Origin of the sequence: Streptomyces sp. NPDC050546 (genome assembly GCF_044457425.1) — a bacterium.
Taxonomy (GTDB): domain Bacteria; phylum Actinomycetota; class Actinomycetes; order Streptomycetales; family Streptomycetaceae; genus Streptomyces.
On the sequence record NZ_JBITGX010000002.1, the window covers coordinates 654,065 to 680,517 of the forward strand.

28 protein-coding genes are annotated in these 26,453 nt (G+C 72.2%); 20 read left to right on the plus strand and 8 right to left on the minus strand.

From position 1 onward, the window contains the following. Positions 1–31 precede the first annotated feature (31 nt). Complete coding sequence (locus tag ACIBK5_RS07640; RefSeq protein WP_399017183.1) at positions 32–1,363, minus strand: MFS transporter; 1,332 nt, start codon at positions 1,361–1,363, stop codon at positions 32–34. Between the two features lie 361 nt (positions 1,364–1,724). Here ACIBK5_RS07640 and ACIBK5_RS07645 point away from each other — a divergent pair, with 361 nt between their 5' ends. The 12 genes from ACIBK5_RS07645 (at position 1,725) to ACIBK5_RS07700 (ending at position 13,297) form a co-directional block, all read left to right on the plus strand. Further along, positions 1,725–2,543, plus strand: a complete 819-nt coding sequence (locus tag ACIBK5_RS07645; protein WP_399017184.1) for a 2-amino-3,7-dideoxy-D-threo-hept-6-ulosonate synthase — start codon at positions 1,725–1,727, stop codon at positions 2,541–2,543. Next, on the plus strand, positions 2,540–3,757 hold the full coding sequence (locus ACIBK5_RS07650) for a 3-dehydroquinate synthase II family protein (RefSeq protein ID WP_399017186.1): 1,218 nt from the start codon (positions 2,540–2,542) through the stop codon (positions 3,755–3,757). The genes ACIBK5_RS07645 and ACIBK5_RS07650 overlap by 4 nt, the downstream gene beginning before the upstream one ends. A gap of 5 nt (positions 3,758–3,762) precedes the next feature. Further along, a complete protein-coding gene (locus ACIBK5_RS07655) occupies positions 3,763–5,175 on the plus strand; it encodes a class I adenylate-forming enzyme family protein (RefSeq protein WP_399017188.1) in 1,413 nt (470 codons plus the stop codon). Between the two features lie 85 nt (positions 5,176–5,260). After that, a complete protein-coding gene (locus ACIBK5_RS07660) occupies positions 5,261–5,536 on the plus strand; it encodes a phosphopantetheine-binding protein (RefSeq protein WP_391112863.1) in 276 nt (91 codons plus the stop codon). Then, positions 5,533–5,823, plus strand: a complete 291-nt coding sequence (locus ACIBK5_RS07665) for an acyl carrier protein (RefSeq protein ID WP_399017190.1) — start codon at positions 5,533–5,535, stop codon at positions 5,821–5,823. The genes ACIBK5_RS07660 and ACIBK5_RS07665 overlap by 4 nt, the downstream gene beginning before the upstream one ends. Next, on the plus strand, positions 5,813–7,093 hold the full coding sequence (locus ACIBK5_RS07670) for a beta-ketoacyl-[acyl-carrier-protein] synthase family protein (RefSeq protein ID WP_399017192.1): 1,281 nt from the start codon (positions 5,813–5,815) through the stop codon (positions 7,091–7,093). The genes ACIBK5_RS07665 and ACIBK5_RS07670 overlap by 11 nt, the downstream gene beginning before the upstream one ends. Then, positions 7,090–7,860, plus strand: a complete 771-nt coding sequence (locus ACIBK5_RS07675; protein ID WP_399017194.1) for a hypothetical protein — start codon at positions 7,090–7,092, stop codon at positions 7,858–7,860. Before ACIBK5_RS07670 ends, ACIBK5_RS07675 begins: the two co-directional genes overlap by 4 nt. Then, entirely contained in the window at positions 7,847–9,508 is a 1,662-nt protein-coding gene (locus tag ACIBK5_RS07680; RefSeq protein ID WP_399017196.1) for a class I adenylate-forming enzyme family protein, read from the plus strand. Before ACIBK5_RS07675 ends, ACIBK5_RS07680 begins: the two co-directional genes overlap by 14 nt. Further along, positions 9,505–10,035 (plus strand): hypothetical protein, encoded by a 531-nt coding sequence (locus tag ACIBK5_RS07685; RefSeq protein ID WP_399017198.1) that lies wholly within the window; start codon positions 9,505–9,507, stop codon positions 10,033–10,035. Before ACIBK5_RS07680 ends, ACIBK5_RS07685 begins: the two co-directional genes overlap by 4 nt. Positions 10,036–10,038: 3 nt before the next feature. Then, on the plus strand, positions 10,039–10,956 hold the full coding sequence (locus tag ACIBK5_RS07690; RefSeq protein WP_399017200.1) for an NAD-dependent epimerase/dehydratase family protein: 918 nt from the start codon (positions 10,039–10,041) through the stop codon (positions 10,954–10,956). Continuing rightward, positions 10,953–12,539: an MFS transporter gene (locus ACIBK5_RS07695; protein WP_399017201.1), complete on the plus strand. Its 1,587-nt coding sequence runs from the start codon at positions 10,953–10,955 to the stop codon at positions 12,537–12,539. The genes ACIBK5_RS07690 and ACIBK5_RS07695 overlap by 4 nt, the downstream gene beginning before the upstream one ends. Before the next feature lie 38 nt (positions 12,540–12,577). Then, positions 12,578–13,297, plus strand: coding sequence for an SDR family oxidoreductase (locus ACIBK5_RS07700; RefSeq protein ID WP_399017203.1), 720 nt, complete (start codon positions 12,578–12,580; stop codon positions 13,295–13,297). Between the two features lie 19 nt (positions 13,298–13,316). Here ACIBK5_RS07700 and ACIBK5_RS07705 read toward each other — a convergent pair whose 3' ends face one another. Further along, positions 13,317–14,138, minus strand: coding sequence for a lipase family protein (locus ACIBK5_RS07705; protein WP_399017205.1), 822 nt, complete (start codon positions 14,136–14,138; stop codon positions 13,317–13,319). A 187-nt stretch (positions 14,139–14,325) separates the two neighbouring features. Continuing rightward, on the minus strand, positions 14,326–15,180 hold the full coding sequence (locus ACIBK5_RS07710; RefSeq protein WP_399017207.1) for a LysR family transcriptional regulator: 855 nt from the start codon (positions 15,178–15,180) through the stop codon (positions 14,326–14,328). Between the two features lie 68 nt (positions 15,181–15,248). Between ACIBK5_RS07710 and ACIBK5_RS07715 the strand changes: the two genes are divergently transcribed. Continuing rightward, positions 15,249–16,214, plus strand: coding sequence for an EamA family transporter (locus ACIBK5_RS07715; RefSeq protein WP_399017208.1), 966 nt, complete (start codon positions 15,249–15,251; stop codon positions 16,212–16,214). 78 nt (positions 16,215–16,292) lie between these two features. On the opposite strand, the gene ACIBK5_RS07720 is transcribed toward ACIBK5_RS07715, so the two are convergent. Further along, positions 16,293–16,742, minus strand: coding sequence for a spore-associated protein (locus ACIBK5_RS07720; protein WP_399017210.1), 450 nt, complete (start codon positions 16,740–16,742; stop codon positions 16,293–16,295). A gap of 294 nt (positions 16,743–17,036) precedes the next feature. Here ACIBK5_RS07720 and ACIBK5_RS07725 point away from each other — a divergent pair, with 294 nt between their 5' ends. The 4 genes from ACIBK5_RS07725 (at position 17,037) to ACIBK5_RS07740 (ending at position 21,229) form a co-directional block, all read left to right on the plus strand. Then, on the plus strand, positions 17,037–17,966 hold the full coding sequence (locus tag ACIBK5_RS07725; protein WP_399017212.1) for a hypothetical protein: 930 nt from the start codon (positions 17,037–17,039) through the stop codon (positions 17,964–17,966). Positions 17,967–18,032: 66 nt separating this feature from the next. Continuing rightward, positions 18,033–18,770 (plus strand): class I SAM-dependent methyltransferase, encoded by a 738-nt coding sequence (locus ACIBK5_RS07730; RefSeq protein WP_399017213.1) that lies wholly within the window; start codon positions 18,033–18,035, stop codon positions 18,768–18,770. An 87-nt stretch (positions 18,771–18,857) separates the two neighbouring features. Beyond that, the gene (locus tag ACIBK5_RS07735) at positions 18,858–19,661 is read left to right on the plus strand and encodes a serine/threonine protein kinase (RefSeq protein WP_399017215.1); all 804 of its coding nucleotides are present in this window, start codon (positions 18,858–18,860) and stop codon (positions 19,659–19,661) included. After that, on the plus strand, positions 19,658–21,229 hold the full coding sequence (locus tag ACIBK5_RS07740) for a protein kinase (protein WP_399017217.1): 1,572 nt from the start codon (positions 19,658–19,660) through the stop codon (positions 21,227–21,229). Before ACIBK5_RS07735 ends, ACIBK5_RS07740 begins: the two co-directional genes overlap by 4 nt. Before the next feature lie 69 nt (positions 21,230–21,298). Here ACIBK5_RS07740 and ACIBK5_RS07745 read toward each other — a convergent pair whose 3' ends face one another. Further along, complete coding sequence (locus ACIBK5_RS07745; RefSeq protein WP_399017219.1) at positions 21,299–22,486, minus strand: hypothetical protein; 1,188 nt, start codon at positions 22,484–22,486, stop codon at positions 21,299–21,301. A 215-nt stretch (positions 22,487–22,701) separates the two neighbouring features. Here ACIBK5_RS07745 and ACIBK5_RS07750 point away from each other — a divergent pair, with 215 nt between their 5' ends. Continuing rightward, entirely contained in the window at positions 22,702–23,151 is a 450-nt protein-coding gene (locus tag ACIBK5_RS07750; protein ID WP_399017220.1) for a hypothetical protein, read from the plus strand. Positions 23,152–23,192: 41 nt separating this feature from the next. Next, the gene (locus tag ACIBK5_RS07755) at positions 23,193–23,540 is read left to right on the plus strand and encodes a hypothetical protein (protein WP_399017221.1); all 348 of its coding nucleotides are present in this window, start codon (positions 23,193–23,195) and stop codon (positions 23,538–23,540) included. A 70-nt stretch (positions 23,541–23,610) separates the two neighbouring features. Here the strand turns inward: ACIBK5_RS07755 and ACIBK5_RS07760 are convergent, their stop codons facing one another. Together ACIBK5_RS07760 and ACIBK5_RS07765 are read right to left on the minus strand one after the other, a co-directional pair. Beyond that, positions 23,611–23,988, minus strand: coding sequence for a peptidase M23 (locus tag ACIBK5_RS07760; RefSeq protein ID WP_399017223.1), 378 nt, complete (start codon positions 23,986–23,988; stop codon positions 23,611–23,613). A gap of 53 nt (positions 23,989–24,041) precedes the next feature. Next, the gene (locus ACIBK5_RS07765; protein WP_399017225.1) at positions 24,042–24,416 is read right to left on the minus strand and encodes an SH3 domain-containing protein; all 375 of its coding nucleotides are present in this window, start codon (positions 24,414–24,416) and stop codon (positions 24,042–24,044) included. A 285-nt stretch (positions 24,417–24,701) separates the two neighbouring features. Here ACIBK5_RS07765 and ACIBK5_RS07770 point away from each other — a divergent pair, with 285 nt between their 5' ends. Then, on the plus strand, positions 24,702–25,130 hold the full coding sequence (locus ACIBK5_RS07770; protein ID WP_399017227.1) for a VOC family protein: 429 nt from the start codon (positions 24,702–24,704) through the stop codon (positions 25,128–25,130). Between the two features lie 31 nt (positions 25,131–25,161). On the opposite strand, the gene ACIBK5_RS07775 is transcribed toward ACIBK5_RS07770, so the two are convergent. Continuing rightward, a complete protein-coding gene (locus ACIBK5_RS07775; protein ID WP_399017229.1) occupies positions 25,162–26,427 on the minus strand; it encodes an MFS transporter in 1,266 nt (421 codons plus the stop codon). Positions 26,428–26,453: the final 26 nt, after the last annotated feature.

The window sequence follows — 26,453 nt, forward strand, 5'->3', positions numbered from 1 at the left end:
CCTTCGGCGGGGTTGTGGCAGGCATGAGCCGTCAGGTGTCGAACTCGTGGTCGCGGGTCTCCGGGAGGGCCAGCAGGCACAGCAGGCTCAGCAGGCAGAGGCCGCCCGTGTAGAAGCCAAGGACGAGGGGGGAGGTCCAGTGGGTGTTCAGCCAGGTGGCGGCCAGTGGGGCGAAGCCGCCGCCGAGGGTGTTGGCGAGGATGAAGGCCGCGGAGGCTCCGCTGTAGCGCAGCCGGGCGGGGAACAGCTCGGGGAGGAACGCGGCCACCGGGGAGAACATGAGCGCGAGCAGCATGAGGCCGACCGTGTAGGCGCCGGTGATCAGCCAGGCGTCGCGTGAACTCAGGGAGGCGTACATCGGTACCGCCCACAGCACACAGCCGACGGCTCCGGTCAGCATCACCGGGCGGCGGCCGATCCGGTCGGACAGCCTGGCGACCGGGAGGGTGATGGCGATACCGGCCGCTGCGCCGACGCTCGCGGCGGTCAGCATCGTGTTCTGGGGGATGCCCAGTTCCTTCGGGCCGTACGACAGGCTGTAGACGATCGTCAGGTAGTAGACGGCCGAACCGCCGATCGCCGCCCCGGTGCCGAGCAGCAGCCGGCCGGGGTACCGCTTGAGGAGCGTGGCCAGCGGAAAGCGGGACCCCGGCGCCTGGGCCGGGGTCCGTGCGGTGCGATGAGCCGCCTCGCGGAACACGGGTGACTCGGAGACCGTCGTACGCACCCACAGGCCGATCACCACGAGCACGGTGCTGAGCAGGAACGGGATGCGCCAGGCCCAGTCGGTGAAGCCGTCCCGGCCGGCGAACTCGAGCGTGGGCAGGATGACGGCGCTGGACAGCAGGAAGCCGAGCGAGGGGCCGGCCTGCGGGACGGACGCGTACAGCGCGCGGCGGCCGGGCGGTGCGTGCTCCGCGGCGAGCAGCACCGCCCCGCCCCACTCGCCGCCCATGCTGAGGCCCTGGAGCAGACGGAGTGTCACCAGCAGGACGGGAGCGAGGAGTCCGGCGGTCTCGTACGTGGGCAGCAGCCCGACGCCGACCGTGGCCACGCCCATCAGCAGGAGGGAGGCGACCAGGGCCTGTCTGCGGCCCAGCCGGTCACCGATCGTCCCGAACAGGACGACGCCGAGGGGCCGGGACAGGAACGCCGCGGCGAAGGTGAGGAACGCGGCGAGTGAGGAGACGGTGGGGTCGCCGGACGGGAAGAAGGCGGGGCCGAGGACGAGCGCGGAAGCCGTCCCGTACACCGCGAAGTCGTAGTACTCGATCGTGGTGCCGACCAGGCTCGCGACGGCGACTCGCGGGGCCTCGGTCCTTGTCGGGGCTTTCTCTGTCGTCTTGGACAGTGATTCGGGCATGGGGAGTCACCCTAGGCCCGGAAATTCGAATTCGACAAGGAAGCGTCGGGGAAATCCGGTCGTCCGAATTATCGAACAACTCCGTGGGGGTCGGCGGAAGAATTGTGGACCGTTTACACGTGGCATCCGCAACAAAAGCGCCCGAGACTCCACGAACAGCACTTCATGCGGTCGTCAATCCCGCTGCACCTGTCACATTGCTGTCAATATTCATGCCGAGAGCCGCATAAATATTGACCGTTGATCACACCTTGCCAATCGCCCGCCACACGGGAAATGCTCACAACGGCGCAACTTGAAAGTTCTACGACCATCGTTTTTCGGACTTTATGCGGCCACCGGCTGGGGAGGCGTATTACCCATGCTGAAAACCGGCAAGTTATTACGCTTGAGAAGACTTTCGCTGGCGGGTGACGGCCGGCATCTGCTTGTTCCTCTCGATCACAGCGTTTCGGACGGCCCGATCGTCCCCGCCGGCCAGTGGGACGATCTGCTGCGGGCGCTGGTGGACGGCGGGGCCGACGGGATCATCGTCCACAAGGGACGCGCCCGCGCCTTCGCGCCGGACATCCTCAAGAACTGCGCGCTGGTGGTGCATCTGAGCGCCAGTACGGCCTGCTCCGCCGACGTCCACGCCAAGGTGCTGGTCGCCGATGTCGAAGAGGCCCTGCGGCTCGGCGCGGACGCGGTCAGCGTCCATGTGAACATCGGCTCGGACACCGAGGCGCGGCAACTCTCCGACCTGGGGGCGGTGGCCCGCTCCTGCGACGCGTGGGGCATGCCGCTGATCGCGATGGTCTACCCTCGCGGGCCCCGGATCGAGGACCCGCGCGATCCCGTCCTCCTGGCGCACCTGGCCAACGTCGCCGCGGACCTGGGCGCGGACATGGTGAAGACCTCCGTCGCCCTGCCGGTCGAGCGGATGGCGGAGGTGGTGGCGGGCAGCCCCATCCCCGTCCTCGCGGCGGGCGGTCCGCCGGACGGCTCCGACCTCGTCGAGTACGGCACCGCCGTGATGGCCACCGGCTGCCGGGGCCTGGCCGTCGGCCGCCGGATCTTCTCGGCCCCCTCGCCCGCCTCCCTGGTGTCCCGCCTCTCCGCCGTCGTGCACGGCGACGGCGGCGCTTCGCATGGCATGAGCATGACCAACCCCTCGACGTTCGTGGCAGGAGTCGCATGAGGTTCGCATGGATCGATCTGCGGGAAGTCCCCGGCCGGCAGCTCCAGGCGGTGGTGGACGCGGCCGTCCACGCCCGGATGGCCGGGGTCGTGACCGCCGACGCCGAACTGCTCGCGACGCTGCCCCCGACCGTCACCCGGGTACTGGCACCCGAGGGCCGGGCCCCGGCCGCCCCGAAGAAGCCCGGTGACAAGGAGGGGAAGGGCACCGGCGCCAAGGAGGCGAAGGGCGCAGCCGACGACGCCGGGTCCGCGTCCAGGACCGGCGGCTCCCCGGCCGGCACCGGGATCGACGTCCTGCTGCGGAGGTTCGGCACCGAGGACGAGCTGGACGCCCTCGCCGCCGGCAACCGCGCCGCCGGTGGCACACCCGCCGCCGGCATCGTCGACGTACGGGACGACCGCACGCTCCAGCTGTCGTGCGCGGGTGCCATGAAACTGCCGTACACCGTCATCCACTTCGCCGACCCGACCAAGATCCCGCTGGAGATCGTGCTCGCCGCGGCCGAGTCCGCCGACGGCAAGCTGGTGACCGTCGTCGACGGCCTGGAGGAGGCCGCGATCGTCTTCGACGTCCTCGAACGCGGCTCGGACGGCATCCTGTTCACGCCCCGCGGCGCCGACGAGGTGTTCGCGCTGGCACGGCTGCTCGAGGCCACGACACCCCAGCTCGAGCTGTCCACGCTGACCGTGGAGAGCATCCGGCACGTCGGACTCGGCGACCGGGTCTGCGTGGACACCTGCTCCCACTTCGAGGAGGACGAGGGCATCCTCGTCGGCTCGTACTCGTCCGGCTTCGTCCTGTGCTGCAGCGAGACCCACCCGCTGCCGTACATGCCGACCCGGCCGTTCCGGGTCAACGCCGGGGCGCTGCACTCGTACACGCTCGGACCGGACAACCGCACCAGCTACCTGAGCGAGGTGGGCTCCGGCAGCGTCCTGCTGGCGGTCGGTGCCGACGGCCGCACCCGGCGGGTCGTCGTCGGCCGCGCCAAGCTGGAGTCCCGGCCGCTGCTGGAGATCCGCACCCACGCCGAGGACGGACGGCTGGTCAGCCTGACCGTGCAGGACGACTGGCACGTACGGGTGCTCGGCCCGGGCGGAAAGGTCCTGAACGTCACCGAACTGCGGACCGGTGACGAACTGCTCGGCTACCTGGCCACGGACAAGCGCCATGTCGGCCTGCCCATCGGCGAGTTCTGCAAGGAGGTCTGAGGCCCATGGGCGAACTCGTACCGGACACGGCCGACTCGATGGGCTCCCTCGTCCAGCGGCTGTTCGACGCCCGGCACGACGGCCTGCCGTTGCTGATACACCGCCAGGAGACGCTCAGCCGAGGCGAGTTACGTGAGCGGGTGGCCAAACAGGCCGCCGTGTTCGCCGGATACGGCATCGGCCCTGGCAGCACCGTGGGCTTGCGGACACCGCCCAGCTTCACCCAGGTGGAGGTGCTGCTCGCGCTGTGGCGGCTGGGTGCCCAGGTGCTGCTCCTCGACTTCCGGCTCAAACCGGCCGAGGTGGAGGCCCTCTGCGAGGTCTGCCGGCCGCAGTTCCTCGTCGGCGCCGGGTCCAACGTCCGGGCGGCGTTCGGTTTCCGGCCCGAGTACGAGATCACCACCGAGTGCCGCAGGACCGGCCGGCCTGCCGCCACCGGGCACCGGCTGGTGCAGTTCAGCTCCGGCTCCACGGGACGGCCGAAGGTGATCGGCAGAACGGTACGGTCGCTCGCCGCCGAAGTGGACGCGTTCGCCACGGTCCCGGGCATGCCGGGGGAGGGCGACCGGCTGCTGCTGCTCAGTTCGACAGCGCACAGCTTCGGTCTGATCGGAGGGCTGCTGCACTCGCTGGCGGCCGGCGTCTCCGTGGTGTTCGCGCCCCGCGTCTCGGCCCGCGACATCCTGCGAACCGCCGTGGACCACCGGGTCACCGCCCTGTTCGGAGTGCCGACGCACTACGAACTGCTCGCGTCCGCCCTCGATCCCCCCGCCCTGCCCGAACTGCGGATCGCGGTGTCGGGCGGCGAGCTGATGCCCCCGCCGGTCGCCGCGCGATTCGCCGAACGGTACGGCGTCCCGGTCGGCGAGGCCTACGGCACCACCGAGACCGGCATCGTCGCCATCGACGTCGGCGGCGCGCTGCGGCCCTCGGTCGGCCGGGCCGCACCGGGCCTGGTCGTACGGCAGTACCGGGGCGAACTGGACGTGGCGCTGCCTGAGTCCCCGTATCTCTTCGACTCGGGCGGCTCGCAGTACGCGGACGGCTGGCTGCACACCCGGGACCGGGCCACCGTGGACGACACCGGGGCGGTCAGCGTCCACGGCCGAGCCGACTCGCTCGTCGTGACCGGCGGGCTGAAGGTGGATCTCACCGAGGTCGAGCACGTACTCCTCCTGCACCCGGCGGTCGAGCAGGCGGTCCTGGTCCACGAGGGCGTGACCGAGGCGTATGTCGCGTTGGCCCCCGGTGCCGAGGAGCCGTCCGCGGAGGAACTGCTGCGGTGGTGCCGGGAGCGGCTGGCCGACTACAAGCTGCCGCGGGTGATCCGGCTGCTGGAGACCCTGCCGCGTACGTCCAACGGGAAGCTGCTGCGCCAGGCGGCGGCGTTGCGGGCGGCGGCGAGCGGTACGTCATAGGCCGGTCCCGGCCGTCCGGACACCATCCGCACCCCCGATTTCCCCGATTCACCCCACCGGTACCTCTCACTGGAGTTCTCCGACCATGAGCACATCGACCCTGGAAGAAGAGATCCGCGAGTTCGTGCTGACCGCGGTCATCGACGAGATGAACATCCTGACCAGCCGTGAGGGCATCACCGACGAGAGCCCGGTGACCGTCGGCGGGCTGGACGTCGACTCGCTCAGCCTGATCGAGCTCACGATGCGGCTGGAGTCCCGGTTCGGCGTCGAGATCCCGGACACCGACATCGAGCCCCTGGCCTCGCTGACCCTCGGTGGACTCGTCGCCGAGGTCGTCCGACGGGGTGCCCGGGCATGAGCACGGAAGCAGCGCCGTCCCCCATCACCACCGACACCGTCCGGCAGTTGCTCTCGGACCGCAAGATCTTCCCCGGGCTGCCCGACGACCTCGGCGAGGACGCCGAACTGGTGCTGGACTCCCTCGGGCTGGTGTGGCTGCTCCACGTGGTCGAGGAGCGCTACGGCCTGGTCGTCGAGCCCACCGACGAGGACATCGCCGGGCTGACCTCACTGCGGCGGCTCACCGGATACCTGCGCGCGGCGCAGACCGGCCCGGTGGAAGGGAGCGGCCGGGATGAGCGGTGACGTGACGATCACCGGCTTCGGTGTGCGTACCGCGTTCGGCACGGGCGCCGGTGCCCTGCGGCGCGGGGTCTTCGAGGGGATCCCCGCGTTCCGCCCCACCACGCGGTTCGACACCGGCCCGTACCGGACACCCATGGCTGCCGCCGCCCCCGACGGACCCGACGCGGTCGAGGACTGGGCCCTGCGCCACGCACTCGCCCGCTGCGGCGCCGAAGCCCTCGACATGGCCGGCCTCGGCCCGGGCACGGAGGCGGCGATCCTGCTCGGCGTCGCAGGCGACCACACCAGCGTCACGCGGTACTGGCGGAACCGGGGCGTTGTTCCGAGCGGCGCTGCCGGTGAGGGCGTGGGCCGGAGCGGTGCTGCCGGTGAGGGCGTGGGCCGCGACGCGGGTGTCGCGCACGGGGGCGGGTCCGGTGGCGAGCCGGGCGGCGGAGCCGCCGCGCGGTTCGCCGACGCGGTGCCCGCGCGGCTCGCCGAGTTGCTGGCCGGTCAGCTCGGGCTGACCGGGCCCCGGCTCACGTTCACCAACGCCTGTGTCGCCTCCGCGGCAGCGATCATCCACGCCTGCCGGCTGATCTCCTCCGGCCGGATCGACGTGGCGGTCTGCGCGGGCGGATACCTCGTGGAGGAGGAGACCTTCGGAAAGTTCGACTCCGGCCGGGCACTCTCCCGCGACGGCATGGTGCGCCCGTTCAGCGCCGACCGCAGCGGGCTGCTCCTCGGCGACGGAGTCGCGGCCGTCGTACTGGAGTCCGCCGAGCACGCCCGGCGGCGCGGTGCCCGGCCGCTGGCCTCCGTGCCGGGCTGGGGCGCGGCGACGGACGCCCACCACATCGCCCAGCCGCATCCGGAGGGAGCCGGCCTGGCCCGGGCCGCTCGGCAGGCGCTGCGGCTGGCCGGCGACCCGGACGGGGCGGCCCTCGGCTATGTCAACGCCCACGGCACCGGCACCCGGTACAACGACGGCGCCGAGACCCGGGGGCTGCGAGCCGCCCTCGGGAAGCGGGCCGACTCGATCCCGGTGAGCTCGACCAAGAGCACCACAGGCCACCTCCTGGAGGCGGCGGGCATCGTGGAGTTCGTCATCACGATGCTGGCCCTGACGGACGGTGTGCTGCCGCCGACCGCCGGGTTCACCCGGCCCGACCCGGAGTGCGACCTCGACTGCGTGCCGAACCGTCCGCGCCGGGCCGACTCACGCCGGGCCCTCACCATCAACGCCGCCTTCGGGGGCGCCAACACCGCACTCGTGCTGGAGCGGCCGTGACGACGGACAAGCCCGTACCGCGATCCCCCCTCGGCATCCTGGCGAGCGCCACCGCGACCCATGGCACCGGACACCCGGACGACATCGAGCTGCCGAGGCTGCCCGGCTTCGTGGAGTCGGCGTTCAGCCCGCTGGCGTACGAGGTCGCCAGGCGGTGCCTGGCCGAACGGCACGATGGGGCAACCGCCGAGGGAGACTCCCGGACCGCCGTGGCGCTGGCCGGCCTGATGGGCGACACGACCACCGCCGATCTGGCCAGCCGCCGTATGGTCGCCGGGCGGGTCCACAACCCGCTGCTGTTCATGCAGGCCACCCCCAACTCCGTACTGGGCCACCTGAGCCGGGAGTTCCGGATCACCGGCCAGGTGTTCAGCCTCTCCACCTTCGACGACTCCCTCGCCGAACTGCTGGCCATGGCGGATCTCCTGCTGGAGGACCCGGAGCTGGACCGGGTGCTGGTGCTGGGCGTGGAGCTGGGCGGCGGTGAGCGGGCCGCCGCCGTGTACCGGGAACTCGCCGTCGGGGAGCCCCCGTTGGCGGGCCTTCCCGCGAACGCGGGCCGGGCGGCCGCGCTGCTGCTCGCCCGTCCCGGCGCCGGGATCCCCGTCACGGTCCCGGCGGACGAGACGCCCGACTCGGCTACCGGGACCGCCGCCTGCCCCGGAAGCATCCAGGGCCTTTTCGATCTGGCGGCCACCCACTCCGAGGCAAGAGCGGCCACCCACTCCGAGGCAAGAAAGGCGACAGAAACCCATGCTCATCAGTAGGCAGGAGCGCGCCCGGATCTGCTCCGACCCCGAACTGGGCGCAGGCAACGTCCTGGAGCGCCTGACGGCGTACGGCCGTCCGCTCGACGAGCCGGTGCTGCGCACGGACGGGAGCTGGCAGGCGCCGGACGGCAGCCGTCCGCGGGTGCTGACGCTCGGGCAGCTGATCGAGGCCGCCGAGACCTACGCGGGTTGGTACGCGGCCCGAGGAGTGCGGCCCCGCGACCCGGTCGCCGTGCACTCCCACTCCAGCACCGAGTTCGCGGTGAACTTCCTGGCCCTGACCTCCCTCGGCGCGATCCCCTCGTTCGTCAACGGCAACCTGGCCCCGGAGACCGCCCGGGAGTACGTGCGCGGACAGGGCGCGGTGGGCGCCTTCACGGACCCGGAACACCAGGCGGTGCTGTCGGGATCGGGGCTCGGGTTCTGCGTCACCGCCACCGGCATCCGCCCCGGGGACCGCGCGGCCCTGCCGCCGTCGTACCCGTACCGGCACGACCCCACCGACCCGGTGCTCATCTCGCACTCGTCCGGAACCACCGGCATGCCCAAGGGGGTTCCGCACACCCATCGGACACTGATGTACGCGCAGGTGCACCGGCTGCGCTACTCCACCGGGACCGACATGGAGCGCACCCTGGTCGGGCTGCCGGGCGCGCACAACGCCATGGTGGCGACACTGCTGTACTGCCTGCTGCTCCGCACGGACATCAAGCTGCTCTCCAGCCGGCGCGGCAGCGATGTGCTGGACGCCATCGAGGAGTTCCGGCCGACCACGGTGCTGGCCTTCGCCGGGACCTTCGGCGAGATGGCCGCGGAGGACCTGACCGAGCGCCGACTGGACAGTGTCCAGGTGTGGTTCAACACCGGGGACGCCGCGCACGAGGCGCACATTCGGGCCCTGGTGCGGTACGGCAGCCACGAGAGGATCGGGCGGGATCTGCGTCGTACCCGGGTCGAGGGCTCCGTCTTCGTGGACGGGCTCGGCTCGTCCGAGGCGGGCTACTCCGTCTTCCACAACCGGCACACCAAGGACACCTCGGCCTACTCGCGCTGCGTCGGCAAGCCGATCAGCTTCGCCGAGGCCGCCGTGCTCGCCGAGGACGGCACCCCGCTGCCGCCGGGGCGGATCGGCCGCCTCGGCCTGAAGTCGCCGACCCTCACGCCCGGTTACTGGAACGACTCACTGACCTGGAACCGGCTGCGGCTGGGCGGCTACTGGCTCACCGGGGATCTCGCCCACCAGGACGAGGAGGGCAACTTCTACCACCTCGACCGGGCGCCCGACGCGATCCGGACCCGCGACGGGATCCTGTTCAGCACCCGGACCGAGGAACTGCTCCTGAGGGAGCTGCCCGAACTGGCCGACTGCACGGTCGTCGGGGTGGCCCCCGAGGGGGTACGGGCTGACTGGGACGGCGGGGGAGAGGCCGAGGCGTACGCGCTGCTCCAGCTCGCGGACGACGACGCCCCGGCAGGCGACGGCGAGTCCTGGACCGGGCGGGTCAACGCGGTCCTGGCGACCGCCGGGTTCCCCCTGGTGGCCCGGGCCCTGCGGATGGAACCCGACGAGGTGCCCAAGGGCGCCACGGGCAAGGTCCTCAAACGCGTGATGCGCGACCGGTTCGCCGCCAGGGGGCAGGAGTGAGCAACGACCAGGGCAACTACCGCGCGCAGACCGTGGACGCGTACCGGCTGTGGTGGCAGCACGACGCCCACTGGTACCAGGGGGTGGCCGGGCGCTTCGGGCAGGAGGCCGCGAACGAGATCAACGCGGAGGCGATGCGCAAGGTGGCCGTGCACGTCGGGCAGCGCGTCGCCCGCCGGTCGGGCCCGCTGCCCGACAGCGGTGACAGCGGCAAGGACCTGGAGGAACTGCGCCGCCGCTACGACGAGTGCGGGGACCGCATGTTCCCGCCGGAACTGCGCAACGCCTCCACCGAGGTCGAGGACGACGACAGCATCGTCCTCACCCTGCGGCGGAACTTCGCCATCACCATGGTGCGGATGGCCGGGTCGCTGGAGGGCTACCGGTGCCCCTGCACCGACATCCACGCGGGCTGGTCCGAGGGGCTCGGCGTGACCCTGACCGAGAACCGGGCCGAGAGCTGTCTGCGCGACGGCGACAAGGCGTGCCGCCTGCTGATGCGGGTCGCCCCGGACAGGGAGGGCTGACGGGTGCGGGTACTCATTGCCGGTGCCTCTGGCGTGGTCGGACATCCGCTGGTCGGCGCGCTGCGGGCGCGGGGCCACCAGGTGAGCGCCCTGGTACGGGACGCCACCCGGGCCCCGGACGCGGACGAGACCGTGGTCGCCGACGCCCTCGACCGTGCGTCCCTGCTGCCGGCGGTCGCGGCCGCCCGGCCCGACGTGGTCGTGCACCAGATGACGGCACTGCGGCTGCTGCGCGACGATCCCGCGGGCGCCTTCGCTCAGACCGCGCGGCTGCGCACCGAGGGTTCCGCCCACCTGGTCGAGGCGGCCCGGGCGGCCGGTGCGCGACGGCTGGTCGCGCAGTCCATCGCCTTCGCCGCGGCCCCGGCCGGGGCTCCGGTCCTCGACGAGGACGCACCGCTGTACGTGGACGCCCCGGACCCCGGCTGGGCCGCCACCGTAGGGGCCGTCGCCGAGTTGGAACGGCTGGTCCTGAACGGTACGGGCCTGGGCGGTCTGGTCCTCAGATACGGCACCCTGTACGGCCCCGGTACCGCGTACGCCCGTACCGGCGGAACGGGGCAGCGAGTGCTGGCCGGGAAGCTCCCGCTGCCCGAAGGCGGGTCGGGGATCACCTCGTTCCTGCATATGGAGGACGCCGTGCGAGCGGCCGTGGCGGCCGTCGAGTCGGAGGCCACCGGGGTCCTCCACATCACGGACGACGAACCGGCCCCGGCCGCCGAGTGGCTGCCGCACTACGCCCGTGCGCTGGGCGCCCCTGCCCCGCGCACGGTTCCGGCGGCGATGGCGGCCCGGCTGCTCGGCTGGTTCACGGCCCATCAGCTCACCGCGGCGCGGGGCGCGTCCAACGACCGGGCGCGTACGACGCTGGGCTGGAAGCCGCTGCGGCCGAGCTGGCGTGACGGGCTGGGGACGCCATGACCGGGCCCGGCGAACCGGCGGCCGTCCCGTCGCGGCCGGCGGCCGTCCTCCTGGTCGTCGTCTGCGCCCAGATGCTCATCTGGCTGGACACCTCGATCCTCAACGTCGCCGTCACCACCCTGGCCGACCCGGCCGAGGGTCTGGGCGCGACGCCCGCCGAACTGGAGTGGGTGGCGAGCGCCTACACCCTGGTCTTCGCCGGTGGTCTCTTCGCGGGCGGCGCGCTGGCCGACCGGTTCGGCCCCCGGGCCACCCTCCTCGCCGGACTCGCGCTGTTCGGCGTGGCCTCCGCCGCCGGAGCGTTCGCGGGAAGCCCGGCGTGGCTGGTCGGGGCGCGTGCGTTCATGGGCGCGGGCAGCGCGCTGCTGATGCCGGCGACCCTGTCGGTCATCGTGCAGAGCACCCCGGAGGCGAAACGTACCCGGGCGATCGCGATCTGGAGCTCCTCCAGCGGTCTGGGCGTGGCCGTCGGCCCGGTGGTGGGCGGGGCGCTGCTGAGCAACTTCTGGTGGGGATCGGTGTTCCTGGTCAACGTGCCGATCGTCGCCCTGTGCCTGGCCGGAGTCGCGGCCGTCATACCCGAGTTGAAGAGTCCCCGGCGCAGACCACTCGACCTCCCGGGCCTCGCCCTGTCGGTGCTCGGCCTCGGCGGCGTGGTCTACGGGATCATCGAAGCCGGGGACGGACAGGCCTGGTACGGGCCGCGCGTCCTGCTCCCGCTGGCCCTGGGCGGCGCCCTGCTCCTCGCCTTCGTGGCCGGTCAGCGCAGGTCCCCGGCGCCCAGCCTCGATCTGCGGCTCTTCCGGCAGCCGGGGTTCACAGCCGGGAGCGTGGTGCTGCTGATCGCGTTCATGGCCCTGGCCGGGCACCTGTTCTACGCCGCCTTCTATCTCCAGGGGCCCCGTGGGCTCACCCCCGCCGAGGCCGGCACCGTGATGATCGCCGCCGCGGTCGGCATCGTCCTGGGCAGTCAGGCGTCCCCGGCGCTGAGCAGGCTGCTGTCGGCCCGGTGGACGGTCGCGGCCGGCGTCCTGGCCACGGCGGTCACCTACGTCGCCTACGCCTGGCTCGACGGGCGCACCCCGGTGCCGGTCATCGTCACGCTGCTGTGGATCCAGGGCTTCGGGATGGGCCTGGTCGGCACGCCGGTCACGGCCGCGATGATGCGCGGGGTGCCACCGCATCTCGCGGGCGCGGGCTCGGCGGTCAACAGCGTCACCCGCCAGGTGGGCGGAACGCTCGGGGTGGCGATGGCCGGTTCGATCCTCTCCGGGGTGTACCGGGAGCGGATGGCGGACGCCGAACTGCCCGGCACCGCACAGGGGTTGTCCCCGGCCGCCGAGGAACAGGCCCGGGCCTCCGCCGAGGCGGCCCGCTCACTGGCAGGTTCACTGCGCCTGCCCGAACTGGCGGTCACCGCGGACCGGGCCTTCCTCGACGCGATGTACACCGCCACCCTCGCCGTCGCCGCCCTGGCCCTCGTCGGCTGCGCGGTGGCCGTCGTGGGGCTGCGGACCCGAGGACCGCGACCGGGGAACGTCCCGGAACGAGGGGCACGGGACGAGCCGGTGGAATCCACGTGAGCGCGCACAGGACAGCAGCAGGACGGGAGAGGGAACCCATGCCGTCGCAGTCGACGACCCGTTCGGTCTTCGTCACCGGGGGAAACAGGGGGATCGGGCTGGCCGTCGCCCGCCGCTTCGCGGCGGCGGGAGACCGGGTGGCGGTCACTTTCAGAGATGCGGAGCCGCCCGCTTCCGAGGGTTTCCTCGCCGTACGGTGCGATGTGACGGACAGCGATCAGGTGGACCGGGCCTTCACGGAGGTCGAGGAAGCCCACGGTCCGGTCACCGTCCTGGTCGCGGGCGCGGGCGCCGCCAACGACCGCCTGCTGGTGCGGATGAGCGACGCCGACTTCACCTCCGTCATCGACACCAACCTCACGGGTGCCTTCCGGGTCGCCCGGCGAGCCGTGCGCGGGATGCTCCGCGCAGGCCACGGCCGGATCGTGCTGGTCTCCTCCACGTCGGCGCTGCACGGCGCCCCCGGGCAGACCAACTACGCGGCGGCGAAGGCCGGGCTCGTCGGATTCGCACGGTCGCTGACCCACGAGCTCGGCCCCAGGGACATCACCTGCAACGTGGTGGCGCCCGGCCTCACCGAGTCGGACATGAGCCGCGCCCTCACCGCCCGGCAGCGTGAGGACCTGCTGCGCCGGACCCCGGCCGGACGCCTCGCCCGCCCCGAGGAGGTCGCCGACGCGGTGGCGTTCCTGGCCGGTGCCGGTTATGTGCGCGGCGCCGTCGTCCCGGTCGACGGAGGCGCCGGGCTGGGGCACTGAGCCGGGGTGTCCCCTTGATTCAGGCCAGGTTGCGTTCGAGGGCGGTGACGTAGTTGTTCATGAAGTGGTCGCGCACGCCGTCGCTCGCCGGGGCGAAGGCGTCGGCGGTCATCCCGCCGACACGGTCGACGAGCCCGGTGACCAGGGGCAGCGTGGTGTGCACCTTGCCGTGGGAGTCGATGTACCGCAGGGCCTCGACGTGGGTGAAGGCCGGCTCCGGGGGCATCTGCGGGACGATGTCGTTGTTGTTGACGAACCGGTAGAGCCGGTCCTTGAAGCCCTTGTTGCAGGCCTTGGCGAGCAGCCGGTCGCAGGTACGCGGCTGGCCGAAGGTGTAGACGCCGTCGGCCCGCAGCTGCGGCTCCTCCAGATACATCCGGCAGCCGGCCAGCATGGCGAGTGCCCCGCCCAGGCTGTGGCCGGTGAACCAGACCGACTGTTCCTGGTCGCGCAGGTCGGCGAGCCCGTCCCGGACCGTGGGGAAGATCGACTCCAGGGCCTCGCCGAAGCCGTGGTGGATGTAGCCGGTGCCCGCCGGTCCCGGTACGGGCGGTGTGACGGCGTCCGTGAGCCAGTCGCGGATCTGCACCGGTTCCGTGCCGCGGAAACCGATGATGATCATCCTGTCACTGGCCATCGTGTACGCCTGGGTGTCCTCCAGCGGGAACGGCGGCGTGAACCGCGTCTCGTGGTGGAGCACCCGGTTGAACCCCCACTGCCGCGCCTGCCGCTCGATGGTGGCCCGGTCCTTGTAGGCCAGGTCGGACGACTTGGCCATCCAGTAGGCGTGCTGAAGGCTGTATCCGGTGACGGAGTGATCGATGCCGTGGGGCGCAGACACCAGCGGGTCCTTTCCCGGGTGCGGCGCACGGCGGCTGGAGCGAGCCGCGGAAACGGCACCCTGAGGTGGTGGGGGAGGCAGTCCCGTCCTACCGCGGACGGGTGGCCGCCACCGCTTCAGCGCGCCCTTGAGTCACCCGGAGGGACCATCGGCGGAACCGGGACGCTCCTCCGGCACGTGCGGCCGGTCATCCCGTGCCGTACAGCGTCGTGAGCAGTTCGAGCGCCGCCTGGGCGGCGGGATGCGGTTCGTCCCGCCACCAGGCGAGGCGCACCGCGATCGGCTCGGCGTCGCGCACCGGCCGGTAGACGATGCCGGGACGTGGGTACTGGTGCGCGGTCGACTCGGCCGTCATGCCCACACAGCGGCCCAGCGAGATCGCGGTCAGCCAGTCGTCGACGTCGTGGGTGGCCCGGGTCGCCGGAGGGGAGTCCGGTGGCCACAGCTGTGTCGTGGTGGTGCCGGTCCGCCGGTCGATCAGCAAGGTGCGTCCGCCGATGTCGGCGAGCCGCACGGAGCGGCGACGGGCCAAGGGGTCGTCTGACGCCATCGCGCACAAGCGCCTTTCCAGGCCCAAGATCGCGGAGTCGAAGCGGCGGTCGTCCAGTGGCCTGCGGACCACGGCCAGGTCGCAGGCCCCCTCCGCGAGCCCGGCGGTGGCGGAGTTGACGCGGACGAGCCGCAGCTCCGTCTCCGGGCGCGTGTCCGCCCAGCGGCGCTGGAACGCCAGCGTGTGGCGGCCCACGGCCGACCAGGCGTAACCGACCCGCAGGCAGGCATGTCCCGAGGCGGCCTCCTGGACCAGATCGTCCACCTCGCCGAGCACCCGCCGGGCATGTCCCAGCACGCGCAGCCCCGTTCCGGTCGGACTCACCTCACGGGAGGTCCGCCGCAACAGCCGTACGCCGAGGGCGCGTTCGAGGGAGGCCAGCGTGCGGGACACGGCGGCCTGGGAGACTCCGAGCGCGATGGCGGCGTCGGTGAAGCTGCCCTCGTCGACGATCGCGACGAGGCAGCGCAACTGCCGCAGCTCCACATCCATGACTCCAGCGTATAGATGGCGCCGCGGATGCATTTTGCGCAACTCCCGGACCGTCTCAGGATCGGGTCATGCACGCAGCCTCCGCACCGACGCCGGCGCCCGCGCAGGGAACCGCCACGGCGTCCTCCGGCCCGGATCTCGGCACTCCGGATCTCGGCACTCGGGATCTCGGCACTCGGGAACCCGGTATCCCGGACCCCGGTGGAAAGCGACTCGCCGGTCTGGTCACCATGTTCGGCAGCGGTCTGTCCAATCAGACCGGCGCCGCGATCGGTTCCCTGGCCTTCCCCGTCCTCGGACCGGTCGGTGTCGTCGCCGTACGCCAGTACGTGGCCGCGATCGTCCTGCTGGCCGTCGGCCGCCCCCGGCTGCGTGCCTTCACCAGGCGGCAATGGTGGCCGGTCCTGCTGCTGGCCCTGGTGTTCGGGACGATGAACCTGTCCCTGTACAGCGCCATCGACCGCATCGGCCTCGGCCTCGCGGTGACGCTGGAATTCCTCGGGCCCCTGAGCATCGCCCTCGCCGCGTCGCGCCGCCCTGTGGACGCGTGCTGCGCGCTGATCGCCGCGGCGGGCGTCGTCACCCTGATGCGACCGCAGCCCTCCGCCGACTACATGGGTATGGGCCTCGGGCTGCTGGCCGCCGTCTGCTGGGCGTCGTACATCCTGCTCAACCGCACCGTCGGCCGACGCATCCCCGGAGTGCAGGGATCGGCCGCCGCGGCCGGGGTCTCCGCCCTGATGTTCCTGCCGGTCGGCGTGGTCCTCGTCGTCGACCGTCCGCCGAGCGCGGGGTCCGTGGCCTACGCCCTCGTGGCCGGTGTCCTCTCCTCGGCCGTCCCCTATCTGGCGGACCTCCTGACCCTGCGCCGCGTCCCGGCCCGGGTCTTCGGGCTCTTCATGAGCGTCAACCCCGTGCTGGCCGCCGTGGTCGGCTGGATCGTCCTCGGCCAGAACCTGGGCTGGACCGAGTCGGCGGCCGTCGCGGCCATCGTGGCCGCCAACGCGCTCAGCATCCTCACCTCACGCGCCTGAGCCCCCGCATGAAGAACCGGGCCACCACGGTCCCCCGCGAACGCGCGGCGGGGGAGTGGTGACCCGGCTGGAGGGGGATCAGCGGGTGAAGGTGGTCCGGTGTTCCTTCAGGGAGCCGCAGTTGGAGCCGACCACCTGGACGTACACGTTGGCGATGTTGCCGCCCCAGTCGACGCAGAGGCCCTTGCCGCGGACGTAGGTCGGTCCGGCGTACGACTTGAAGAGCCCCGCGTCCGAGTCGCCTTCCTCGGTGTCGGGGACCCAGACATACGCGGACATGTCCACGGCGGTACCCGGGTTGTTGCGGATGGTCGTGACGCAGTTGTGCCCGTTGGACGCGTTGTACGTGAGGTAGATCGTGCCGAGCGAGCCGACGGCCGCCGAGTTCACGGTCTTGTAGCCGCTGCCGCAGACCTTCTGCGGGGTGGTGTTGGGCGCGGCGGAGGCGGGCGACGCCAGGGCGGTCATGGTCCCTGCCGACAGCGCGGCGACGGCGGACGCGGCCAGGACGGAACGGATGAATCTCATATTTCCCCCTTGCAACTCTTCGAGGTGGTTGCTCCTGCATGGTGTGACCCGCGGGGGATTCAAAGGGTTGTGCGCCAACTCACAGGAAATTCCGGGGAGATGTGAGCCGAGGGGGAGGGGAGCCGGCGGCGCCCGAGTGTGCCCGGACGGCGACGGCCTTATGCGCGAGTCACCTAGGGCACACGCGAGATCCAGAGGATCTGCGCAGGGGTGTCACACAGGCTGCACACGGCACTTCCAAAGTCTCGTTAGCGTTACGGCTCGATCCCACCAGTCAGATCGGGAAGACCACACATGGACTACTGCTCCTCGTGCCGTCGGCACCTCAACGGCGCCTTGGTCTGCCCGGGGTGCGGCGCCTACGCCCCGGACATAGACCCCTCCGCGACCCCTGCGTGGCGTGACGGCAACGTGTGGGACGACCGGACCGTGTGGGACGAGAACCGCGCCCGCACTCGGGAGCTCCACCTCGCCTACCCCGGGCCGTTCGGAGGCCGCGAGACCCCGGCCACGGACCCGGCCGGTGTCCACGAACTCCCGGACGCGGGCCCGTCCGACGGTCATGGGGCCGCCGAACCCGCCGCGGCCGACGACTACCAGGCCCCCCAGCAGGGACGGGCGGCCCGGCGCCGTCAGCTGGCGCGCTGGAAGAAGAACCAGCGCCGGGCCGTGGTGGCGACCGCCGTCGCACTCGTCGGAGGCGGTCTGACCGTCGCCGCCATGAAGGGGGACGCCAAGCCCGGCGTCCAGGCGGCCACGGCGCCGGAGGACACGACCATGGGCGGCGCCGGGGGAGAGGCCCCGACGTACACCGAACCGACGTCGAGCCAGTACGACACCCCGCGCTCCTCGCCCACCACCCCGCCACAGGCCGGCCGCGCCTCGCGCCACCAGCAGCCGCGGGCCGCCGACCCCCGCACCACGCCGAAGGACACCCGGACGGACGCGGCCGCCACGCCCCGCGAGCTGCCACTGACGACCCCGCCGCAGCGGAGCACCGTCCCGGACGCCGTCGACACGGTCACCGGCAGCGCCGGTTCGTCCGCGTCGAAGACCACCGAACCGACGGCACCGCCTGCCGCCGAGAACGGCACGGACTCGCGGCAGCCGGCATCCCCCACGACACCCCCGCCCGCGGCGAGCCCCACCCCGACCGCCCCCTCGGGCTCGGACGCGGACTCGAAGCCGAAGGAACTCTGCCTGCTCGTCATCTGCCTGGGCTGAACGACGGGAGGCCGGCCGCCGAAATCCGGTGGCCGGCCCCGGCCCGCTCTCCGTACCTTCGGGCGCATGGCTGACGAGTGCTTCCGGCATCCGCGGCTCGCCGCGGTCTACGACGGGCTCGACCCCGACCGCGGCGACCTCGACCCGTATCTGCGCATGGCGGAGGAGTTCGGGGCGCGTCGGGTGCTCGACATCGGCTGCGGAACAGGCGTGTTCGCGCTGCTGCTGTCCGCACGCGGTCTCCAGGTCGTCGGCGTCGATCCCGCCGGGGCGTCCCTCGACGTGGCCCGCGGCAAGCCGGGCGGCGAGCGGGTGCGGTGGATCCACGGCGATGTGACGGCCCTGCCGCCCCTGACCGCCGACCTCGCGACGATGACGGGCAACGCGGCCCAGGAGCTCACCGACCCCGAGGACTGGCACGCGTTCCTGCGAGGGGCCCGGGCAGCTCTGCGGCCGGGCGGTCGCCTGGTCTTCGAGACCCGGGTCCCGGCTCGCCGGGCTTGGGAGGAGTGGAATCGCGAGGCCACGTACACCGTGACGGACGTCCCCGGAGCCGGCGCCGTCGAGCACTGCGTCGAACTGCTCGACGTGTCCGGCCCGTTGGTGACGTTCCGTGGGGTCTATCGGTTCGCCGCGGACGGACAGGTGCTGACCTCGCGGTCGACGCTGCGCTTTCGCGAGCGGCGGCAGGTAGAGGCGGAACTCGTCGCGCGGGGCTTCGTGGTGGAGGACGTACGCGAGGCGCCCGACCGGCCGGGCAGGGAGCTCGTGTTCGTCGCACGACGTCCGGAATCCGCCCGCTGAGACGGCCTCGCCGGCTCTGCGCAACCGGAATCCGCCCGTACAATCCTCGCGACCAAATCGGGGGCGTCAGCATCGGGGGAATCCGTTGTGGAAACGATCATCGTGCAGTTGCCCGGTCCCACGCAGTGGGAGGGGGACGAGACGGGCAGTCCCGAACTGATCCACCTGGGGCCCGGGGACATCGCCGACTTCGGGCGCGGCGCACCCGGCGGCACCGGGGTGCGCATCACCCTGACCGACCCCGGCGTCTCCCGCCGCGCCGGGCAGCTCGAGGCGGCCGGTGACTACTGGCGGCTGTCCAACTTCAGCCGCAGCGTGTCGTACGTCGTGGAGAACCTCGAGGGAGCCGGCGAGTACCTCACCGTCGCCCCCGGGCGCCTCGGAGCGCCCGTGCCCTTCGAGTTCTCCCGGGTGGTGCTCCCGGCCCTGGCCGGCAGCGCCGCCTTCAAGGTGTTCGCACCCCAGCACGCCTACCTCGGCGAGCGGTCCTCGCCGGGCGGCGGGGAACAGACCGTTCACCCGTTCGCCCTGGACCCCACCTCCAAGTACTTCCTCGTCCTGGTGGCCCTCTGCGAACCGCGGCTGCGTGACCCCTCCGACTCGGCGCTGCCCGGCGTCGGGCAGATCGTCGAGCGGCTGCGGCCCCTGGAGTCCTGCCGGGACCTGACCCGCTCCGCGGTCAACTACCACATCGACTATCTCGCCTTCGCCAAACTGCGCCTGGATCTGGGCGAGGAGAGCACGGCCGGAGCCGACGGCGGCCGCACCGGCGCCAAGCGCACCCGGCTCGCCTCGGTCGCCCTGCGCTTCGGCCTCGTGCGCGAAGAGCACCTCGGCCTGCTGCCGCCCCGCAGCGCAGGCCGTCTCGCCCCGCAGGAGGCCGGCGCATGACGACACCCGACGCACAGGATCCCCAGGATCTCCGGGACGACGACCTGGAGGCGCCTCGCCCCTGCCTCCCCGAGGGCTTCCGGATCGACGGCTGGGAGGTCGGCGCGGTCATCGGCTCCGGCGGCTGGGGGACCGTGTACGAGGCCCGTACGGTCGCCGACGGCACGCCCGTGGCGGTGAAGGTGCTGCCGACCGGTGCCCTGGGCCCCGGCCAGCGCGCCGCGCTCGGCGAACTCGTGGCACGCGAGGTCCGCTTCAGCGCCGAGGCGGACCACCCTCACCTCGTCAGGACCCACGCCGTGTGCACGGTCGAGGCCCCTGAGCTGCCCGCCCTGGACGGTGCGATCGCGCTGGTGATGGACCGTGCCGAGGCGAGCCTGAAGGACGTACTGGACGCCGCGGGGAGCGGCCGGCCGATCGACGGCGCCGAACGCGTCCTGCGCGGAGTCGCCGCCGGACTGGCCCATATGCACGACGCCGGCTGGGTGCACGGCGACCTCAAACCCGCCAACGTCCTGCTGGGCCCGGGCGGGCAGGTGTGGCTGGCGGACTTCGGTCTTGCCACCGAACTCGACGGCACCCACGCCCATCTGCCGCCGCTCGGCACCCTCGACCATCTGCCGCCCGAATGGTGGTCCCAGCGCACCGGCACCCGGGGCGCCGTCGTCCGGCCCACCGCCGACATCTGGGCCTACGGTGTCCTCGCCCACCAGGTGCTCACCGGCGGACTCCACCCCTTCGCGGGCGCGACGGCCCGGGCCCGCTCGCTCGCCGCCCAGAGCTACGCACGCGGCACCGCACCCCTGCGGCTCGACGCCGGCCTCGCCGACGACACGCGCCGGCTGATCGCCGACTGCCTGGCGCCGGACCACACCGCCCGGCTCCCGCACACCGCGTCCGGCATCGCCGCCAGGATCGAGGACATCACCGGCAGTCCACGCCGCCGTCGGGGACGCCTGGTGCCGGCCCTCGCGGCCGGGCTCGTCGTGCTGACCGCCGGAGCGGTCGCCGGGGTGGCCCTGCTGGGTGGAGGCATCGGCACCCGGGACGAGGACGGTGACAACGGTGTCTCCGCCGCCGCGACCGGCGCGCGAAGACCGGTGCCGGGTGAGATACCCGCGGACTCCGACGTACCCGAGGCGCTGCGCCCCGTCATCGCCCGCGCCGCCCACCGCTGCACCGACGAGGAGATCACGCCCGTTCTGCTCGCCGCGCTGATCAAGGCCGAGAGCGGCTTCGACACGAAGGCGTCCCGCCCGGAGAGCGAGGAGTACGGCATCGCCATGTGGACCCCGTCGGTGTTCCGCGCCTGGGCCGTGGACGGGGACGGTGACGGCGACAAGGACCACATGTCGCCGCCGGACGCGATCGCCACGATGAGCCTGTACGTGTGCTGGCTCGACCAGCGCTTCAAACAGGCCGGGCTGCCGAAGAAGGACCTGCCCGCGCTGGTCGCGGCCGGCTACCGCACCAGCGACCGCACGGTCATCGAGGAGGGCGGCGTTCCGGCCCGGGTCCGGCCGCACGTGGACAAGGTGCTGCGCTACCTCGACGCCTACGAGCGCTGACCCCCGCGCACACGCGAGCGGTGGGCCGGACCCGTCAGGGCCCCGCCCACCGCTCGTCCCCCGCTCCCGTCACGGCCGCGCCGAGCCGCACTCCGGGACGTTGGGCAGCCGGTTGTCCGGCGAGCTGACGTAGATGTTGGAGATGTAGCCCCCGTACTGGGGCAGATAGGCCCACCACTCATTGGTGTAGGGCGGCACGCTGACCACCTGGCCCCGGACCTGACAGCCCACCAGCACCTCGACACCGGCCGGGAGCTGGGTGACCCGGGCATCGCCCGTGGCCGGACCCTTGCGGACGTTCACGAACTCGCCCCAGGTGCCGAACCACGTCCCCGAGGGCCGCACCCCGCCCGGCACGTTCAGCGAGCGGGTCAGCCGGCCGAGGTCGGTGTAGGCCTTCCCGTACGACGTCCCGACCGGATGCAGCGTCAGCACGGCCACGATCGCCCGGTCGTCCGCGCCCACCGTGCCGGTGGTGTGCAGCGCGGGACGGGTGAGGTCCACGGCCGCGGCGGCCTTGGCGGCTTTGACGGCGGGAGCGGCGGCCGGTTCTGCCCCGGCCGTGGTTCCCGAGGCGCCGCACGTCCCCTTCGCGTACTTCCCGGACCAGCCCTGCTTCACCGCCCAGGGACGCTCGAACGAACCGGCGACCCCGAAGTGCTGGTCGAAGCGGTCCGAGGCGCAGCGCGTGGAGCGACGCAGATTGTCCATGACGAAGTCACGGACGGGAGCGGGCGCCTTGTCCAGGAGGTAGCGGTAGATCGTCACGGTGTCGCGGGCCGACAGGGCGGTGTAGCCCCAGTAGCCCGCGTACTCGGCGGGCGGCGGCGCGGTGTCGCGCAGACCGAGCCGGGCGGACATCCGGTCGATGATCGCCGGGCCGCCGTAGTCCGACCAGTAGTGGTCCGCCGCATCGTCCCAGCTGCTGCGCAGCATCGGCTCCAGCCGGGCCCGGTCGGCCTCGGGGACCGTGTAGTCGGGCCCTCGGTCCCACAGGAAGTCCAGGGCCAGCAGCAGTTTGACGACCGACGCGGACCGGAACCGCGCGCTCTCGTCGACCTGTTCGGTGAAGGTGCCGGTGCGGCGGTCGAAGACCGCGATCCCGGCGGTGACACCGTCCGGGATCTGCACGGCCTCGGTGCCGCGGTCCGCCTGAACGGCCGTGGCCGGCCGGGGAACCGCCGTCGCCCCGCCCGGGAGCGACACGATCGTGACGACGGTCGCGAGCGCGGCGGCGCCGCGCAGAAGTGTGCGCATGGTTGCCCTTCGTGGTCACCCGAGTGTCCGGCGGGACCTGCCCCCGCGCCGCCACATTAGGAGGCGGTGACGTGCGGGCGGTCCTGACGTATGTCAGGGAGCCCCCGAAACGAGACGACCTGGGTGTTCGACCCTGATAAGTGTCAGGTGTCGTGGATGTGGTGACGGCCCGTACGGTCACGACCAGACCACCCGTCGACTACGAAAGAGAGCTCATGAGCCGCCGATCGCTCAGGACACTGCTGGCCGCCGGGGGCGCCGCCGCGGTGATGGCGCTTCTTCCCACCTCCGCCCAGGCCGCGCCCTACTCGGGCGGCAACTACGGGGCCTACGGCCAGGAGGGGCAGTACCCCACCACCTCCTTCTGCTCGGGCTCGTTCCGGCAGGTCGGGCCCACCAAGTACGCCGAAGGCATGGCCCTGAAGTACTTCTACTCCGACAAGTGCGGTTCCTTCGCCCGCATCGAGAACTCCCGGGTCAACTGCGCCGCCGTACTCCAGCGTTCGAACAACGGCACGGGACGCGTCGACGGATGGGTCTCCGAGACCGTCGACCCCGGCATCAACTACGCCTACACGCAGATGGGCAACAACCTCAACGGCCGCGTCTCGCGCGCGCTGCTCTCCTGCGACGGCCACGACCTGACCTCGACCGGCTGGTACTGAGCCGCGCCCACCCCACACAGGACGACGAGAAGGAGTCAGACATGCGCAGACACATCCGGCGCGCCGCGTGTCTCGCCCTGGCGGGCGCGGCCCTGATGCTGTCGCCCGTCACGGCCAACGCCCAGGAGCAGGCGCCCGATTCGGGCGCGTCCACGCAGCAGGTGCAGTCCCGGGGCGGTTACTTCCTCGGTGACGGCGTCAACATCCGCAGCAGGCCGGTGGACGGCACGATCCACGGTCAGGGCTACTTCCGCGAGACGTTCACCGCGCACTGCTGGAACGGCGACGGTCACTGGATCTACCTGACCGCGCACCGGGGCAACGTCACCGGGTGGGTCAAGGTCGACTACGTCTACTACACGGACATGGGCCCGATGGGCTACTGCTGACCGGCAGGGGCCTGCGGCGGGTCACCGATCACTCGGTGACCCGCCGCAGACTTGTGGAGCGAAGGGCGCGTCAGCAGTCCGGGACTCCGGCGATCTTCTCGCCGCCCCGGATGTACAGGTTGTTCACCCAGGCGATGTCACTGCCGGAGAACTCCATGACGGCGGTCCACCAGTTGTTGGTGCCCACGGCCGGGTCGGTGACCCGCTGGCCCTGCGTCTGGCACACGGCGTCCCCCCACCACTTCGAACGGACCGCGAGACGCGGGGACTCGGTGGTCGGCTGCTGGCGCAGGTTGACGTCGGTGGCCCAGATGTAGACGTCGGTGAGGGTCGGGTCGCCGTTGTTCGCCGCGGCGGCCGGGGCCGCGTGGGCGGTGCCGGCGAGCGCGCCGACGGTGAGCGCGGCGGCGGCGAGGCCCATGGTGGTACGGCTGATCAGTCGCTTCATGTGTCTGTCCCCCGTAGGACGATGGTGTGGTCGGGAGTGGTCATGATGTGGGTTCAGCAGCGCGCGGAGGCCGGCAGGTCGCCGTACTCGTTGCCCTTGAGGTACACGGCGCTGACGTAGCCCTCGAGGAGCTTCACCCAGACGTCGTTGACGTAGCCGTTGTCGCGGATGGTCTCGCCGCGGGTCCAGCAGTAGGCGCCGAGCGGCTGACCCGCCGGGCTGGTGGTGATCTTGCCGTAGGAAGTGCCCGGCCCGTAGCGGACGTTGACGTTCTCGTACGGCACGACCGCGTAGGGCGCCGCCTTGACGCGGGCGACGCCCTCCTGGCCGGCTGCCGACGCCGAGGCGGTTCCCGCGGCGATCGGGCCGAGCAGCGCGAGCGCCCCGGCGCCGACGAGCGCGGCCCTGGCGAAGATGCGAGTGGACATGTCGAGTTCCCCCTGAACTGATCTGCGGCGGTACGGCGCTTGGCCGACGCTCAGCACTGTAGGGAGACCCGGGGCGACACGGTCCCTGACAATTGTCAGGGTTGTCCGGGACGGCAGGGACTTCGTGGAATCGGGGGGCGTTCGGCCACCCTGCCGGATGCGGCCGAAAACCGCTCGACGCCCCTCACCACGTCTGTCTACGATCCACGGCGCGGCATCGCGTGCCGGTCACCGGCCGGGTGAGGCATGGAGGCGCCGCGAAGATGCCCGTGGAGGCATTGACCAGTGTCAGTCGAGTTCAATCACACCATCGTCCTGTCCCGTGACCGGGAGAAGTCCGCTCGTTTCCTCGCGGAGATCCTGGGACTCGAGGTCGGGGCACCGGCCGGAGTTTTCCTGCCGGTGACGACGGCCAACGGCGTCACGCTGGACTTTCTCACCATCGACGCCGACATTCCCATGCAGCACTACGCGTTCCTCGTCTCCGAGGAGGAGTTCGACGACGCCCTGGCCCGTCTCGTCGCGGCCCGGATCCCCATCCAGGCCGACCCGCACGGCAACCAGCCGCGCCGCATCAACCGCCACGACGGCGGCCGGGGCGTGTACTTCCTCGACCCGGCGGGCCACGGCCTGGAGATCATCACGCGCCCGTACGGCACCGACCCGGCCTCCCCGCTGAACGGCGTCACGGAGGACGTGCCCGGGGCGGTCTGAGCCGACCCGGAAACCACCCCGTCGGCCCCGGTCAGCCGCCGTCCGCCTTGAGCGGCAGGCGAGTCGGCCCGGGGCCGATGTCCGGTGCGTGGTCCCGGCGGGGGAGCAGGAGCGGGGTGGCGAGGAGGAGGGCACCGGCGAGGGCGATGGCCGTGCGGGGGCCGGTCAGTCCCGCCAGCAGGCCCCACAGCGCGGTCACGGCCGCGAGGGTGGCCTTGCCGGTGGCCGACCAGGCGGACAGGGTGCGGGTGACCCGGCCCGCGGGGGTCCGCTCCAGGCGGTATGTGGCGAACACCGGGTTGAACACGGCACAGCAGGTGATCAGCCCGAACTCGACCACCATGACCAGCGCCAGCCCCGCCGCGCCGGGGCCGACGAAGGCCAGTCCGAGCGACCAGCCCGCCCGCAGCACCCCGGCCGTGCGCAGCACCCGGTGCCGGCCGAACCGTTCGACGAGCCGTGGCGCCAGCCGGGAGCCGAGCAGCCCGCCGGTGCAGGGCACCGCGAAGGCGAGTGCGTACTGCCAGGGGGCGAAGCGCAAATGATCGACCATCAGGACCAGGAGCGGTGGCGAGGCCGCCATGACCAGGGCGTTGAACAGGACCGTGTGGAAGAACAGCGGGCGCAGGCCCGGATCGGCCAGGATGTACCGCCAGCCTTCGAGCAGGTCGCCTGCCCGGGGCCGGGTCCCGGTGGAGGTGGACGGAGCAGGGGGTTTCTCGCCGCCGCCGATCGCCCCGATCCCGAACGCCGAGAGCAGATGGCTCACCGCGTTCGCCACCACGCTCGTCACGGGGCCGAACAGCCCGATCGCGGCCCCGCCCAGCGGCGGCCCGACCATGCTCGCGGTCCAGTTCGTCGCCTCGAACCGACCGTTCGCGACGAGCAGGTCCCGCCGGGGCACCAGGTCCTTCAGAAACGCCCCGGCCGCCGCGTTGAAGGTGATGTCGGCCGCCGCGACGGCCACCGACACCAGCAGCAACTGACCGAAGCCCAGCCGGCCCAGCGCGAACGCCACGGGGATGCTCAACAGCACCGCGCACCGGACCAGGTCCGTCGCGATCATCACCGGCCGTTTGCGGCGAACCTCCACCCACGGCCCGAGCGGCACCGACACCACCGCGCCGACCGCCGGTCCCACCGCGGCCAGCAGCGCCACCTGCGCCGGCCCGGAGTGCAGCACGAGGACCGCGATCAGGGCGAACGCGTCGAACGCGAGCCAAGTACCGGCCGTGCTGACCGCGTAGGCACCCCACAGCCACCCGAACCGCCGCCCCAGCGACCGCCTGCCCGCCATACCCGGCGCACACTCCCAGTTCCCGC

Excerpts from the sequence above, each read along its gene's own strand:
- ACIBK5_RS07640 (WP_399017183.1), bottom strand. The coding sequence starts at position 1,363 with ATGCCCGAATCACTGTCCAAGACGACAGAGAAAGCCCCGACAAGGACC.
- ACIBK5_RS07645 (WP_399017184.1), top strand. The coding sequence starts at position 1,725 with ATGCTGAAAACCGGCAAGTTATTACGCTTGAGAAGACTTTCGCTGGCG.
- ACIBK5_RS07650 (WP_399017186.1), top strand. The coding sequence starts at position 2,540 with ATGAGGTTCGCATGGATCGATCTGCGGGAAGTCCCCGGCCGGCAGCTC.
- ACIBK5_RS07655 (WP_399017188.1), top strand. The coding sequence starts at position 3,763 with ATGGGCGAACTCGTACCGGACACGGCCGACTCGATGGGCTCCCTCGTC.
- ACIBK5_RS07660 (WP_391112863.1), top strand. The coding sequence starts at position 5,261 with ATGAGCACATCGACCCTGGAAGAAGAGATCCGCGAGTTCGTGCTGACC.
- ACIBK5_RS07665 (WP_399017190.1), top strand. The coding sequence starts at position 5,533 with ATGAGCACGGAAGCAGCGCCGTCCCCCATCACCACCGACACCGTCCGG.
- ACIBK5_RS07670 (WP_399017192.1), top strand. The coding sequence starts at position 5,813 with ATGAGCGGTGACGTGACGATCACCGGCTTCGGTGTGCGTACCGCGTTC.
- ACIBK5_RS07680 (WP_399017196.1), top strand. The coding sequence starts at position 7,847 with ATGCTCATCAGTAGGCAGGAGCGCGCCCGGATCTGCTCCGACCCCGAA.
- ACIBK5_RS07695 (WP_399017201.1), top strand. The coding sequence starts at position 10,953 with ATGACCGGGCCCGGCGAACCGGCGGCCGTCCCGTCGCGGCCGGCGGCC.
- ACIBK5_RS07700 (WP_399017203.1), top strand. The coding sequence starts at position 12,578 with ATGCCGTCGCAGTCGACGACCCGTTCGGTCTTCGTCACCGGGGGAAAC.
- ACIBK5_RS07710 (WP_399017207.1), bottom strand. The coding sequence starts at position 15,180 with ATGGATGTGGAGCTGCGGCAGTTGCGCTGCCTCGTCGCGATCGTCGAC.
- ACIBK5_RS07715 (WP_399017208.1), top strand. The coding sequence starts at position 15,249 with ATGCACGCAGCCTCCGCACCGACGCCGGCGCCCGCGCAGGGAACCGCC.
- ACIBK5_RS07720 (WP_399017210.1), bottom strand. The coding sequence starts at position 16,742 with ATGAGATTCATCCGTTCCGTCCTGGCCGCGTCCGCCGTCGCCGCGCTG.
- ACIBK5_RS07725 (WP_399017212.1), top strand. The coding sequence starts at position 17,037 with ATGGACTACTGCTCCTCGTGCCGTCGGCACCTCAACGGCGCCTTGGTC.
- ACIBK5_RS07730 (WP_399017213.1), top strand. The coding sequence starts at position 18,033 with ATGGCTGACGAGTGCTTCCGGCATCCGCGGCTCGCCGCGGTCTACGAC.
- ACIBK5_RS07740 (WP_399017217.1), top strand. The coding sequence starts at position 19,658 with ATGACGACACCCGACGCACAGGATCCCCAGGATCTCCGGGACGACGAC.
- ACIBK5_RS07745 (WP_399017219.1), bottom strand. The coding sequence starts at position 22,486 with ATGCGCACACTTCTGCGCGGCGCCGCCGCGCTCGCGACCGTCGTCACG.
- ACIBK5_RS07750 (WP_399017220.1), top strand. The coding sequence starts at position 22,702 with ATGAGCCGCCGATCGCTCAGGACACTGCTGGCCGCCGGGGGCGCCGCC.
- ACIBK5_RS07755 (WP_399017221.1), top strand. The coding sequence starts at position 23,193 with ATGCGCAGACACATCCGGCGCGCCGCGTGTCTCGCCCTGGCGGGCGCG.
- ACIBK5_RS07760 (WP_399017223.1), bottom strand. The coding sequence starts at position 23,988 with ATGAAGCGACTGATCAGCCGTACCACCATGGGCCTCGCCGCCGCCGCG.
- ACIBK5_RS07765 (WP_399017225.1), bottom strand. The coding sequence starts at position 24,416 with ATGTCCACTCGCATCTTCGCCAGGGCCGCGCTCGTCGGCGCCGGGGCG.
- ACIBK5_RS07775 (WP_399017229.1), bottom strand. The coding sequence starts at position 26,427 with ATGGCGGGCAGGCGGTCGCTGGGGCGGCGGTTCGGGTGGCTGTGGGGT.